Origin of the sequence: Leucobacter sp. Psy1 (assembly GCF_020096995.1) — a bacterium.
Taxonomy (GTDB): Bacteria; Actinomycetota; Actinomycetes; order Actinomycetales; family Microbacteriaceae; genus Leucobacter.
The window spans coordinates 2,368,073-2,381,565 of record NZ_CP083692.1; the positions used below are offsets into that span (position 1 = coordinate 2,368,073).

Here is a 13,493-nt window from a genome sequence, read left to right on the forward strand (position 1 = left end):
GGGTCCAGCCTAGGGGAAGATGCGTTCCTGCGTCCCTTCCGGAACGCAGGTCGCGTCAGGACGCGTCGTGCTCGTCCGCTCCTGCGGCGATGGCGTCGCTGAGCACCTGCATGAGCGCCTGGAGCTGCACCGAGTCCTCGTCCTCGTCCTTCGCCTCCGCTCCGTCGAGGGCGCGCGCCGCGAGGCCCGCCTTGCCGTCGATGAGCTCCGCGATCTTCGCGTCGATCGTCTGCGCCGCGATGATCCGCCACGCCGTGACGGGCTCCTCCTGGCCGATGCGGTGCACGCGGTCGATGGCCTGCGTCTGCTCGGCGTCGGTCCAGCTCAGTTCGGCGAGCACGACGTCCGAAGAGGCCTGGAGGTTCACCCCCACGCCCGCGGCGGTGAGCGAGCACACCGCGACCGACACCTCGGGGTCCTGGTTGAAGGCATCGATCTGCGCCTGACGGAACGCCGACGTCTGGTCTCCGCGAATGGAGATCGTCTTCAGGCCGCGGTCGGCGAAGATCGCCTCGGCCTGGTCCATGACGTCGATGTGCTTCGCGAAGAAGACCACCTTGCCGACCGAGCGCGCGAGCTGCGCCGCGTAGTCCGCGGCGAGCGGGGCCTTCGCCTGACCGATCTGACGGACCATCGTGAAGACGTTCATGCCGTCGGCCGACGCGTTCGACTCCTCGAGCTCCTGCGCGCAGATCATCCGAATGATCGCCTCGTCGGAGAGCTTCTCGCCCAGCTTGCCCCGCTTGGCGGCGACGAAGCGCTCGAGCAGCTTCCGCGCGAGCTGGCGCTCGGCCTCGCGGATCCCGCGACCGTATTCGTCGTCGAGCTCGACGGGGAGGTCGACGATCCGCTTCGAGGGCAGGTCGGCGGCGACGTCGATCTTGCGGCGACGCACGATTCCGAGGTCGACGACGCTGTGCCTGGCCGCCGGGTAGAAACCGGCATCGGCCGGGGTGTACCCGTTCGCCTCGAGTGCGGCGAGCAGCTCGCGCCCCGGCTTCTCGTTGCCACTGAGATCGGTCTCGGTCCAGCCGAGGAACCGCCAAATCGCACGGAAGTCGTCGATGTCGTTGATGAGCGGCGTACCCGTCAGAGCGATGAGCAGCGGCAGCGCCGTCGGCGTGCGCTCGCGCATGCGCTCGGCGATGGCGAGCACGTTGCGCGACCGCTGCGACTGCACGTTCTTGATCATGTGCGCTTCGTCGACGACCATGCCGCGGAAGCCGAAGCGGGAGATCCAGCTCAGGTGCCGATCGAGAATCTCGTAGTTGACGATGAAGATGTCGGCGTAGGGGTCGATGTCGGCGCCGTCTCCGTGGATGACCGTCACGCGCCTCCGCGGCGTCCACTGCTCGGCTTCTCTCGCCCAGTTCATCTTGACGACGTTCGGCACGACCACGAGCAGCGGATACGACTCCGCGACGGAGGCCGCGAGCACTGACTGCGCCGTCTTGCCGAGACCGGGCTCATCGGCGAGGAGGAAGCTGCGGTGCCCCTCCGCGACCGCGGCGAGGAAGCGCGCCTGGTGCGGCATGAGTTCCTGGCCTCGCGGAGCGAGGCGATCCGGCTGCGGCGGCTCGGGCAGTTCCATGCAGGCCGACCCGCCACCGCCCTGTTCGAAGGACTTCAGCAGCGGTCCGAGGAGCTCCCAGTTCGCGAGACGGACCACCGGAGTGGGGGACGCGCTGCCGCTGAGATCCGGCGGGAGGAAGGGGTTCGTGCGGATCCGCGTCTCGATGCCGCGCGGCTCGACCTGGCGCTCCGCGAGCTCCGGCGGCACGAACTTCTGAGCGGGCTCGGGCTCGGGAGCCTCCTCGGGCACGTCGATGCCTGCCTGGGTGAGCATCTTGCGCTTCAGCTGCTTCGCGGCATCGCCGAGCGAAGCGGTCGGCTCGAGCAGCGCGATGAGGGAGGTGTCGCGGGCGGCCGTGCGGGCGAGGATCGACGCGATGCCGTCGAGTCGCTTCAGCGTCTCCGCACGCTCCGCGTCGCTGACGCTCTCATCGGTGCGGACGCGAGCACGTTCCTCGCGCATGAGGAGCGCGATGACCTGGAACTTGGTGCGGCTCGTCGACGTCGCCTTCCCCCGCTGCGCGGACGCCTCGACCTCGCGCACCGCGCGGGCGAGGAGCGGGATGATGCCCTCGTTGTGCGTGTGACGTCGCTTCCCCTGCTGCTTCGCGGGGGCGTTGGACATGCTGCGAGCGCCGGCAGGGCGCGTGGCAGTGGTGGATGCCATGGATCTCCTGATCGATGTGAGCACAGACCCGGACCAGTCTTCCGGGAGCGCGGTCCGCCGCTTCCACCCCCGCCTGACGAAGTGCCTGGCACTGGGCGCCGGGGGAACACGGGTTGCGACCTGAGATCAGTCTAGCACTCGTCGCGCAGGTTCCCGCCGTCGAGAAGCGCTCGCGTCTCCCGCACATCCTCGTGCATGCGCTCCACGAGCGCCTCGACCCCCGAGAAGGTGTACGTGCCGCGAATGCGGTGCACGAACTCGATCGTGATCTGCGAACCATAGAGATCGCCAGAGTAGTCGAGCAGGAAGGCTTCGACTCTGGACTGCGCCTCCGGCGTGAACGTCGGGTTGGAACCGACCGAGATGGCGGCCATCCTCCGGACACCACCGACGGTGGCCCAGCCCGCGTAGACGCCGTCGACCGGCACGAACCCTTCGATGTCGCCCCCGAGGTTCGCCGTGGGGAACCCGAGTTCGCGCCCCCGCGCATCACCGCGCACCACTTCGCCGCGCAGGGCTACGGGTCGCCCGAGCATCCGCGTCGCGAGCTCGATGTCGCCCTGTCCGATGGCCTCGCGTACACGGGTGGACGACACGCGTCCCAGATCGTCGTCGACGACGAATGAGACTTCCTCGACCGTGAAGCCGAGCTCTGCCCCCATCCGTCGCAGCAGCGCAACGTCGCCGGTGCCCCGGTGGCCGAAGCGGAAATCGGGGCCGACGATGACGTGCCGCGTGCCCATTCTGCCCACGAGAATGTCGCGGACGAAGGCCTCCGCCGGCACGGACGAGAGTCGCTCATCGAACGGCACCATCAAGCAAATGTCGACGCCCGCTTCTGCGAGGGCGGCTTCGCGCTGCGCCGGACTCATCAAGGGCGCGGGGCAGCGCTCGGGCCGCAGGAGGCTCAGCGGGTTCTCGCGGAACGTGAACACGACGGAGTCGAGTCCTTCGGTCTTCGCAACTCCGCGCAGTCGGTCGAGGATCGCCTGATGTCCGAGGTGCACACCGTCGAATTTGCCGATCGCGACCGCCGAACGCTCAATCGAGGCGGCACCGATCTCGTCGATCGAGGTGAACATGCGCATCAGGAGATGCCCCCCGTTGTCCGCGCCGCGGCGTCCCCGCGCGTCCGGGTGAGCCACACCAGGCCGAGCACCGGAAGCACGAGCGGAATGAAGACGTACCCGATTCCGAAGCCCGACCACACCGACGGGTGGGCGAACCATTCGGGCACCGCCAGGCTCAGCGTGCCGACGATGAGCACGCCGGCGAGCTCGAACAGGATCGCCGCCCACGCGATACCGCGCCAGCCGGGCCGCTCCCGGTTCACGAGCGCGACGGTCGCCACGATGTAGACGATTCCGGCCGCGGCCGAAAGCGCGTAGGCGACGGGCGCCTCGTCGAATTTCGTGAGGATCTGGTAGACCGACCGGAAGGTTGCCGCGATCGCAAGCACGAGGTAGACCGCGATGAGCACACGGCCGGCGCCGCGGCGACGTTCGCGCCCTGCACCACCCGTTTCCTGGGCAGCGCCACTGGCGCCCGCGCCCTGCGCGCTGCTCGTCGATCTCGTTTCTGGCACGCCCTCCAGCTTACCGCTCATCCCCAGATGACGAGCATGCGGTACAGCATCACGGCCACGGCGAAGTGCATGAGCGCCAGGACGAGATTCGCCCACCTGGTCCGGTCGATGAGCGCCCAGAACCCTGCACCGATCGGCAGCGCGAACGCGACGATGAGATACATCCAGAATTCGAGCGGGTCCCCCACGGCATGGTTGCCGGTGAACGGCGCGACGATCGCCACCACGACCTGGGCGAGCAGCAGCAGCGCGACGAGCAGCGTCGCCCCCATGGTGAAGTCGTTGGGTTCGCTCCTCCGTAGGCCGGCGACGAGGCACAGGAACATCGCCGCGAGCGCGACCGCGATCTGGGCGACCGCGAACCAGAGGATCATCCGGCAGCACCGTCCGGTGTCGGGAAGTTCGTGACGACCCGAGTGACGCCGCGCTTCACCTCGACGAGGCCGATCAAGCGGCCCTCCGGATCGATTGCCGCGACCAGGCGCGCATCGGCCACGTCTGGCACCTCGAGACGCTTGCCGTGCCCGAGGTCGATCGCCTGCTGGGCCGACAGCGTGAGCTCGGGAAAGAGCGACCGCGCCGCGTCGGCCGGGGCGAGCAACGGGCCCGGATCCCCCGCGACCAGTCGTTCCATCGACACGGCGTCCGCCACCGAGAACGGCCCCACCCGCGTCCGCCGCAGCGCGACGAGATGACCTCCGAGACCCAGGTCGGCACCGAGGTCGCGCGCGAGCGCACGGATGTACGTGCCTGAGGAGCACTCCACCGTCGCATCGAGGTCCAGCACCGCTCCACCATCGCTCGACTCCGCAGGTCGCGCTTCCCCCGCCGCGAAGCGGTGCACCGTCACCGGCCGACGCTTCAGCTCGACCTCCTCGCCGCTGCGCACCCGGTCGTAGGCGCGGCGACCATCGATCTTGATCGCGCTCACGGCGCTCGGCGCCTGCTCGATCGCGCCGGTCAGCGCATCGACACCGCGGGCGACACGATCCGGATCGGCGAGCACTGCAGCGACATCAGCAGCGTCGGCAGCTGAGAGCCGCTCACCCTCCCGATCGTCCGTGACCGTGGACTCGCCGAGGCGGATCGTTGTTTCATACGTCTTGTCCAGTCCCACGAGGTGCGTCAGCAGACGGGTCGCGGGCCCGGCGCCGAGCACGAGGAGCCCCGTCGCCATCGGATCGAGCGTGCCGGCGTGCCCCACTTTCCGGGTGCCGAGCGCGCGCCGCGCTTTCGCGACGACATCGTGACTCGTCCACCCCTCGGCCTTGTCCACCAGCAGAATGCCGCCCTGGGCGGGGAGCTCGAACTTCGCATCCATCCCGTCCAGCCTACTCACCTAGACTGGGGCGAGTGGCCGCAGAACTCTCCCGCGTCGCACCCGCCGTGAACGACTGGTACGCGACCGCCGCCCGCGACCTTCCCTGGCGTGCGCCTGACGTCGATGCGTGGGCGATCCTCGTGTCCGAGTTCATGCTGCAGCAGACACAGGTCGACCGCGTCCTCCCTCGCTGGACGGAGTGGATGGAACGCTGGCCGACCCCCTCCGCCCTTGCGGCTGCGGAGCCGGGCGAGGCTGTTCGCGCATGGGGCCGTCTCGGGTACCCCAGGCGCGCGCTCTGGCTCCACCGCGCCGCCGTCGAGATCGCGGAGCGCCACAACGACCGGGTCCCCTCCGACGTCGACGCGCTCCTCGCGCTCACCGGCATCGGCCCGTACACCGCACGCGCCGTCGCGGCCTTCGCATTCGGCGACCGCCACCCCGTCGTCGACACCAACACGCGTCGCGTCATCGCGCGCCTCGTCCACGGGCGCGCCGCCGCCGGCATGCCGTCCCCTGCCGATCTCGCCGACATGGAGGCCCTGCTTCCGGCCGAACCCGTTGCAGCTGCCCGCTTCAACGCCGCAGCGATGGAACTCGGGGCGACCGTCTGCACCGCACGCGCCCCGCGTTGCGGTGCATGCCCCGTCGCGGACTGGTGCGAGTGGCGCGGGGCGGGCTACCCCGACAACGCACCCGCCAAGCGCCCCCGCCAGGCTGCGTTCTCAGGCAGCGACCGGCAAGTGCGCGGACGGATCATGGCGCTGCTGCGTGAAGCCACCTCACCGGTGGATCCGGCGGACGCGCTCGCGGCTGCAGCCGAAGGGGGCCTGCGGGAACCCGAGCAGGCCCGTCGCGCCTACGACTCGTTGCTCGCCGATGGTCTCATCGTGGAGCACGAGGGACGCACAGCACTTCCCCGGTAGGGACCGCTCCCGGTAGCGACCGACGCGTCGGTCAGCCCCTCTCGTCCTCCGCCTCAGCGTCCCGCTTCTCGTACGGGTCCGCGTCACCGGCGTACTCGGCTCCCTCGGCAAGGGCCGCTGACTCCGCGTCGCGACGCTTCGCCTCATCCAGCAGGGAGGTGAGGTGCTGCGCAGACTCCGGCAGTTCGTCATGGATGAACTCGAGCGCAGGGGTGAGGCGAGTGCCGAGCTGCTTGCCGACCTCGGTCCGCAGCATACCCGTCGCCGCTTTCAATGCAGCCGCGGAATCAGCCTGCTCCGCCTCCGAGCCGTAGACCGTGTAGAAGATGCTCGCCTGCTGCAGGTCGCCGGTCACGCGCACATCGGTGATGGTGACGAATCCGAGCCGCGGATCCCGCAAACCCTTCTCGAGTCGTCGAGCGACGATCTGCTGAATGCGTTCTGCCACCTTGCCGGCACGTGGATTGCTCATGACATCAAGCCTACCGCGGTGAGGACGCGCCACTGACCCGCCCGCATATCGACGCAGAGTGTGATGCAATAGTCGGTGCGTACGGGTGGGGACCCGCTCGTATCACACGGCATATGCATCCAGGAGAAAGCGACTCATCATGACTATCCCATCCGCCCCTCAGTACCAGCCGGGGCCGCAGCAGCCGCAGCAACCGCTGGGAACCACGAACGTCGACGACGTCACGCTCCCCTACTACGGCGCCTCATTCGGCCAGGCCATCAAGCGCTTCTTCAAGCAGTACGCGAACTTCACGGGACGTGCGTCCCGCAGCGAGTACTGGTGGGTGGCGCTCTTCCAGGTGCTCGTGCTGCTGATCCCCGGCATCCTCATGTTCGTCGGTATCGGAATGGCGGCGTCCGCGACCGCTGCCGGAATGTCGTACGACAGCATGGGCAACCTCACGACCAGCGGGGTCGACCAGGCTGCCGCGGGCACCGGTGCGATCCTCATGTTCGTCGGCGGCGGCCTCAGCACGGTCATCTCACTCGCGATCCTCGTGCCGACGCTCGCGATCACGTGGCGTCGTCTGCACGACGGCAACTTCGCCGGGCCGTTCTTCTTCCTGTCGTTCATCCCGACGGTCGGCAGCATCGTGCTGCTCGTTCTGCTGCTCCTCCCGTCCAAGGTTGAGGGCCAGCGGTTCGATCAGGGCCGCTAACGCGTCTCGCAGACAAGAAAGGGCCGGTCGGCAGTGGATCCCACTGCCGACCGGCCCTTTCTTGCACCGCGGGCTATGCCCGGGGCTTCTCCACCATCTCGGTGGTCTCGATCTCGTCACCGATCTGAATGTCGTTGAACTTACCGAGGCCGATACCGGCTTCGAAGTCGGTCTTCACCTCGGTGACGTCGTCCTTGAAGCGACGCAGCGACTCGATGGCGAGGCCGTCTGCGAGGACAACGCCCTCGCGGATGACACGGGCCTTTGCGTTGCGCGTGATCGTTCCGCTGCGGACGATGACACCGGCGATGTTGCCGAACTTCGAGGAGCGGAACACCTCGCGGATCTCGGCGACACCGGACTGCACCTCTTCGTACTCGGGCTTGAGCATGCCCTTGAGCGAGCTCTCAATGTCGTCGAGCGCGTTGTAGATGACGTTGTAGAACCGGATGTCGATCCCCTCGCGGGCGGCGCGCTCGCGCGCCTTGACGTCGGGACGGACGTTGAAGCCGAGGACGATGGCGTTGTCGATCGTGGCCAGGTCGATATCGCTGGCAGTGATCGCGCCGACGCCGCGGTGCAGGATCCGGAGCTGGACCGAGTCGTCCACCTCGATCTTCATGAGCGACTCCTCCAGTGCCTCCACAGCACCGGACACGTCTCCCTTGATGATGAGGTTGAGGGACTCGACCTTGCCGTCCTCGAGCGCCTTCGTGAAGTCCTCGAGGCTGATCCGCTTGCGCGCCTTGGCGAGCTGAGCGTTGCGCTCCGCTGCCTCACGCTTCTCGGCGATCTGGCGTGCGGTGCGGTCGTCGGGGGTGACGATGAAGTTGTCTCCCGCGCGCGGCACGCTCGACAGACCCTGCACGAGCACCGGACGCGACGGCACGGCTTCGGTCACGGACTCGCCGTTCTCGTCGATCATCGCCCGGACACGACCGTAGGCCGTGCCGGTGACGATCGCATCGCCGACGCGCAGCGTACCCGACTGGATGAGCACCGTGGCGACCGAACCGCGACCCTTGTCGAGGCGAGCCTCGATCGCAACGCCGCGGGCGTCCTTGTCGGGGTTCGCACGCAGGTCGAGACCGGCGTCAGCCGTGAGCAGGACGGCGTCGAGCAGTTCAGTGATGCCCACGTTGTTGCGCGCGGAGACATCGACGAACATCACGTCGCCGCCGTACTCCTCAGCGACCAGGTTGTACTCGGTCAGCTGCTGGCGCACCTTCTGCGGGTTCGCGCCTTCCTTGTCGATCTTGTTCACTGCGACCACGATCGGCACACCTGCCGACTGCGCGTGGTTCAGCGCCTCGATCGTCTGCGGCATGATGCCGTCATCGGCAGCGACGACCAGGATCGCGATGTCCGTCACCTGCGCACCACGGGCACGCATGGCGGTGAACGCCTCGTGACCCGGGGTATCGATGAAGGTCAGGGCGCGATCCTTGCCCTCGTGCTCCGTGTGCACCTGGTAGGCACCGATGTGCTGGGTGATGCCGCCGGCCTCACCGCCGCCCACGTTGGCCTGACGCACTGCGTCGAGGAGTCGCGTCTTACCGTGGTCGACGTGACCCATGACGGTGACGACCGGGGGCCGCGGCTGCAGCTGCTCGTCGCTCTCCTCATCGAGCTCGGACTCGATGTCGATGTCGAAGCCCTCGAGCAGTTCGCGATCCTCGTCCTCGGGCGAGACGATCTGGATCTTGTAGCCCAGCTCCTCGCCGAGCACCTGGAAAGTGCCCTCGTCGAGGGACTCGGTCGCGGTCGCCATCTCACCGAGGTGGAACAGCACCGTGACGAGGTTCGACGCGGTCGTATCGATCTTCTCGGCGAAGTCGGCGAGCGAGGCTCCACGACGCAGACGGACGGGGGTGTCACCCGAACCGCGGGGGATGCTCACGCCGCCGAGCGACGGCGCCTCCCGCATCTCGAATTCTGCCCGCTTCGCCCGCTTCGACTTGCGTGCCTTGCTCTTGGAGCCGCCACGACCGAACGCGCCGGCCGTACCCGCACCGCGACCACCGCGGCCACGGCCGGCGAAGCCGCCGCCCGGGCGCGGAGCGCCGAAGCCACCACCGGCACCGCCGCCGGGACGAGCCCCTGCACCGCCGCCGGGACGTCCGCCGCCACCGGGACGACCTGCGCCGCCGGGACGACCTGCACCGGCACCCTGGGGGCGCGGAGCGGGCCGCGGAATGTTGCCGGGATTCGGGCGATTCCCCGGACGGCTCCCCTGCGAGGGGCTGAACGGGTTGTTGCCCGGCTTCGGGGGCCGCGGAATTCCCATACCCTGGCTCGACGCGAAGGGGTTGTTGCCCGGACGCGGGCCCGAGGGCTTCGCAGCGCCAGGCTTCGCACCGGGCTTCGCAGCTCCGGGCTTCGGCGCCGATCCACCCGGCTTCGGAGCCGCAGCACCGGGATTGGGCGGGGTGCTGCCCGGCTTCGGCGCAGTTGCGCCGGGGTTCGGGGCGGAGGAACCGGCCTTCGGCGCGGTGCCACCGGGATTCGGGGGCGATGACGGCTTCGTCTCGGCTGCATCCTCTGCTGCCGGCTTCGCGGTCTTCGCTGCGGGCTTCGGACCGGGCTTCGCGCCCGGCTTCGGAGCACTGGACTTCTTTTCAGTGTCGCTGCTCGCCTGGGCGTTGCCGCCCTGGGTGACGCCGTCTGCCTCAAGGGCAGCCTTCACCTTCCGGGCGACCGGGGGCGCGACGGCCGACGAGCTCGCCTTGACGAACTCGCCCATATCCTTCAGCTTGGCCAGAACGACCTTGCTATCGACACCGATCTCCGAAGCGATCTCGTGTACGCGTGGGTTTGCCACATTTCTCCTGTCTGGGTTCACGCCAGACAGGCGAGAACCATAATTATCGGACGGACCTCATTTTGAGCCGCTCATCAGTTATCCATGAGTGATTTCAGCCTGTTCTCTAGTGGGCCAGTGTCGAGCTTCCCCGACACTCGCAATGCACGCGCGAATGCTTCGCGCGACATCGCAGTCGTCAAACACTGTGCGGTGGGATGGACCCAGGATCCGCGGCCGGGAAGTACCGCCCGTTCGTCAGCGATGAGCTGACCTCGGTTCTCGACAACTCGGAGCAGATCCCCTCGTTCCGCGCGTTCGCGGCACGCCACACAGGTTCGAAGCATAACTATCTTAGCAGTCAGTCGGACTCCATGATTGAATCCGGCTGGATATCGATTTTAGCGCCGGTGAGCTTCGCAGCGAGGCGAGCATTCTGCCCTTCCTTGCCGATGGCGAGCGACAGCTGGAAGTCAGGGACCAGTGCGCGGACCTGCTTCAGCGACTCGTTCAGCATGAAGACATCGGTCACCTTCGCCGGGGAGAGCGCGTTCGCCACGAACACCGGCAGCGTCGACGAGTAATCGACGATGTCGATCTTCTCCTCTCCGAGTTCCGACATCACGGCACGCACACGGCGCCCCATCTCGCCGATGCAGGTGCCCTTGGCATTGATCCCGGACTCCTTGGCGCGAACGGCAACCTTGCTCCGGTGCCCGGCCTCGCGAGCGAGCGCCACGATCTCGACGGCGCCGGAGGTCAGCTCGGGAACCTCGAGTTCGAACAGTCGACGCACGAGTCCGGGGTGCGTGCGGGAGACGGTGACCTGCGGGCCCTTCGTCCCCTTCGACACGCTCGTCACGTAGACGCGCAGCCGTGTGCCGTGCGAGTAGTCCTCGCCCGGAATCTGCTCCTCTGGGGGCAGGATCGCCTCGATCTCACCGAGGTCGACGTGCACCATGCGCGGGTTCGGCCCCTGGTGGACGACGCCGGAGACGATCTTGCCCTCCTTGTCCTTGAATACGCCGAGCACGGCGTCGTCGGACAGGTCGCGGAGACGCTGGTTGATGACCTGCTTCGCCGCGGCGGATGCGACGCGACCGAACTCGTCGGTGGTCAGCAGCGCCTCGCCGATGATCTGGCCGTCGTCGTCGAACTCGGGGACGTAGACGAAGATGTCGCCCGTCTTCCGATCGAGAGTGACCCGCACATCCTTCTCGTTCGGAACGGTGCGGTTCTGGTTCTCTTGGTGCTTGAGGTAGGCGGAGTGGATGGCCTGCTCGATGATTTCGGCGAGTTCCTCGAAAGGAATCTCCTTTTCGCGTTCAAGTCCACGCAGCATCGCGAGATCGATCTTCACGGTGCCCTCCTATTCACATGTCCGGCCCGCACGGTTCACGGGTCAATCCCCCAGGATACCGCACACTGCCGAGACATTCCCCCTAGTCTGAAGAGATGGCTCAGACACCTCCTTCCGCACCCGCGAACCGTCAGCCCCGCCCCGCCGTCGACGGCGGCGGCGGCCTCGAGTATCGGGTCATCGCGGAAGATGACCTCGCCGGTGTCGACGCGGTGACCCGGGCAGGCGCTCGGGGCTTCCTCATGGGCGAGCCCACCGATGCGGAACTCGCCGCGCAGCGCTCGACAATCCAGGGCCGTCGGCATATCGCGGTCTTCGATGCGTCGCTTCCGCACCCCGAGGTTCCGGTCGCCACCGTCGGATCCTGGGTCACCGATGTGACCGTCCCCGGCGGAAGCGCACCGATGTGGGCCATCTCGGCTGTCACCGTCGCACCGACGCACCGCCGCCGCGGCATCGCCCGCACGATGCTCGAACGAGAGCTGCGCGATGCCTCGGAATCCGGCGTCGCGCTCGCGGGCCTGACTGCGTCGGAGGCGACGATCTACGGTCGGTACGGATTCGGGATCGCGACGACCGGAGCACGGCTCACCGTCGACACGCGCCGTGCCGGGTGGGTCGGCCCCGAGACCGATGGTCGTCTCGAGTTCATCGACCGAGAAGAGCTCGCTGTCGCGATGGGAGAGGTGCACGAGGCGGGTCGCCTCGCCCGGCCGGGTGATGTGCCGGGTTGGCCTGAGCGGTGGAGGGAGTTCGCCGGCCTGGCTGCGGGGGAAGAGGATGGCAAGCGGGTCAGGGGTGTCCGTTTCGTCGATGGTTCCGGGCAGCTGCGGGGCGCCCTGGCATATCGCGTGTACGAGCCCGAAACGGGTCCGACGCGGCTCGATGTCCGTTTCCTCGCCGCGGAAACGCCTGAGGCGGAGGCGGCGCTCTGGCGGTTCGCGGTGCAGTACGACCTGGTGGATCAGGTGACGGCGGATCACCGCCCCGTCGATGATCCGCTCCCCTGGCTGGTCGCTGATACCCGCGCGGTCAGCATTGAGGGTCGCGATTTCGAGTGGCTGCGAATTCTGGATGTGCCCGCGGCGCTCACCGCTCGCGGGTATTCCGCTCCGGTGTCGGTGGTTCTCGACGTGTCCGACTCGCACGGCTATGCCGCGGGCGCGTGGCGTCTTGAGGCCGACGCGTCGGGTGCGGCTACGGTGACGTCGGCGGCGGACTCGGATCTGCCTCGCGTTTCGCTGGGGGTGGCGGAGCTCTCGTCGCTGTATCTCGGTGGCGTCGCGGTGCGTGCCTTGGCTGATGCGGGGCGCGTGCGCGGGCCTGAACCGGCGCTTCGTGCGCTTGCCGCAGCGCTGCACAGTTGGCGGGCACCGCAGTTGAGCATCAGCTATTAGGTGCTGCGGGGCGAGATTGTCGGGTGTCCTCACGCGACCTCTGCATCACCTTCACTCGACTGCGTCCCACCGGGGGAACGGTCGGTAGTCGCCGGGTAGCAGGGAGAGGTGCTCATCCTCTTCGATGTCGTATCGGGCGTGCTCGCCACGTGCCTTCTCCGCTTCGTATCGCTCGTGAATGTCGTCAGCGAGCGGGAGATACTCGCCCCAGTATGGGGGTGAATAAGCAGCGAGTAGCACCCCGTTCGTTGCTTCCTCGATGGAGATCCATGCGCCCGTATCTGTGAATGCTGAGACTCGTGAACTGCCATCGACCTCACTGCGATACTCCTCGACACTCCATCCACGCAGCTGCCAGCGTTCCTCTGTTTTCTCCAGAATCCGAGCAATGCTCGATTTGAGCTGAGTAGTTCGAGTGGCTTCGAAACAGTAACTATTGTCCGCGTTCATTCCACGCTGAGATGCGCTCATGCCACCACCGTCGAACGGAAAGATTTCGTTGCGCACACCTGAAAGGTTCCAATCCCCTCGATGTATGAACTCCTGTTCCTTGGCTAAGAACTCGTTGAACTCAACGTAACGTCGGGACGCAAGTTCGTAGCCTTCTCTGTCACCAAGTTGTTGAGATTCTTCCAACGTTGCTCCATCCGCGTCGACGCTCATCGAGCATCCAAGTAGTAACCCGAGAAGAGC

13 protein-coding genes are annotated in these 13,493 nt (G+C 67.4%); 3 read left to right on the forward strand and 10 right to left on the reverse strand.

The genetic code is table 11. From position 1 onward, the window contains the following. Positions 1–55: 55 nt before the first annotated feature. From K8P10_RS11215 to truB, 5 genes are all read right to left on the reverse strand, one after another. The gene (locus tag K8P10_RS11215; RefSeq protein ID WP_370631855.1) at positions 56–2,239 is read right to left on the reverse strand and encodes a DEAD/DEAH box helicase; all 2,184 of its coding nucleotides are present in this window, start codon (positions 2,237–2,239) and stop codon (positions 56–58) included. Between the two features lie 131 nt (positions 2,240–2,370). Continuing rightward, entirely contained in the window at positions 2,371–3,321 is a 951-nt protein-coding gene (locus tag K8P10_RS11220; protein WP_370631856.1) for a bifunctional riboflavin kinase/FAD synthetase, read from the reverse strand. A 5-nt stretch (positions 3,322–3,326) separates the two neighbouring features. Next, positions 3,327–3,824: a hypothetical protein gene (locus K8P10_RS11225; protein ID WP_370631857.1), complete on the reverse strand. Its 498-nt coding sequence runs from the start codon at positions 3,822–3,824 to the stop codon at positions 3,327–3,329. A gap of 17 nt (positions 3,825–3,841) precedes the next feature. Next, complete coding sequence (locus K8P10_RS11230; RefSeq protein WP_224779004.1) at positions 3,842–4,198, reverse strand: hypothetical protein; 357 nt, start codon at positions 4,196–4,198, stop codon at positions 3,842–3,844. Continuing rightward, positions 4,195–5,145: a tRNA pseudouridine(55) synthase TruB gene (gene truB / locus K8P10_RS11235; protein WP_224779005.1), complete on the reverse strand. Its 951-nt coding sequence runs from the start codon at positions 5,143–5,145 to the stop codon at positions 4,195–4,197. The genes K8P10_RS11230 and truB overlap by 4 nt, the downstream gene beginning before the upstream one ends. Positions 5,146–5,177: 32 nt before the next feature. Between truB and K8P10_RS11240 the strand changes: the two genes are divergently transcribed. After that, positions 5,178–6,071 carry an A/G-specific adenine glycosylase gene (locus K8P10_RS11240; RefSeq protein WP_224779006.1) on the forward strand — a complete coding sequence of 298 codons (894 nt, stop codon included), beginning with the start codon at positions 5,178–5,180 and terminating at the stop codon, positions 6,069–6,071. Between the two features lie 31 nt (positions 6,072–6,102). On the opposite strand, the gene rbfA is transcribed toward K8P10_RS11240, so the two are convergent. Next, positions 6,103–6,543: a 30S ribosome-binding factor RbfA gene (rbfA, locus tag K8P10_RS11245; RefSeq protein WP_224779007.1), complete on the reverse strand. Its 441-nt coding sequence runs from the start codon at positions 6,541–6,543 to the stop codon at positions 6,103–6,105. A 139-nt stretch (positions 6,544–6,682) separates the two neighbouring features. Between rbfA and K8P10_RS11250 the strand changes: the two genes are divergently transcribed. Beyond that, positions 6,683–7,243: a DUF805 domain-containing protein gene (locus K8P10_RS11250; RefSeq protein WP_224779008.1), complete on the forward strand. Its 561-nt coding sequence runs from the start codon at positions 6,683–6,685 to the stop codon at positions 7,241–7,243. A gap of 73 nt (positions 7,244–7,316) precedes the next feature. Here K8P10_RS11250 and infB read toward each other — a convergent pair whose 3' ends face one another. The 3 genes from infB to nusA all read right to left on the reverse strand — a co-directional run bounded on the left by infB (position 7,317) and on the right by nusA (position 11,403). Then, positions 7,317–10,064 (reverse strand): translation initiation factor IF-2, encoded by a 2,748-nt coding sequence (infB, locus tag K8P10_RS11255; protein WP_224779009.1) that lies wholly within the window; start codon positions 10,062–10,064, stop codon positions 7,317–7,319. A gap of 74 nt (positions 10,065–10,138) precedes the next feature. After that, complete coding sequence (locus K8P10_RS11260; RefSeq protein ID WP_224779010.1) at positions 10,139–10,390, reverse strand: YlxR family protein; 252 nt, start codon at positions 10,388–10,390, stop codon at positions 10,139–10,141. 14 nt (positions 10,391–10,404) lie between these two features. After that, entirely contained in the window at positions 10,405–11,403 is a 999-nt protein-coding gene (gene nusA, locus K8P10_RS11265) for a transcription termination factor NusA (protein WP_224779011.1), read from the reverse strand. Positions 11,404–11,498: 95 nt separating this feature from the next. On the opposite strand from nusA, the gene K8P10_RS11270 reads away from it, so the two are divergent. Beyond that, complete coding sequence (locus tag K8P10_RS11270) at positions 11,499–12,800, forward strand: GNAT family N-acetyltransferase (protein ID WP_224779012.1); 1,302 nt, start codon at positions 11,499–11,501, stop codon at positions 12,798–12,800. Between the two features lie 51 nt (positions 12,801–12,851). Here K8P10_RS11270 and K8P10_RS11275 read toward each other — a convergent pair whose 3' ends face one another. Continuing rightward, positions 12,852–13,463, reverse strand: coding sequence for a hypothetical protein (locus tag K8P10_RS11275; RefSeq protein WP_224779013.1), 612 nt, complete (start codon positions 13,461–13,463; stop codon positions 12,852–12,854). Positions 13,464–13,493: the final 30 nt, after the last annotated feature.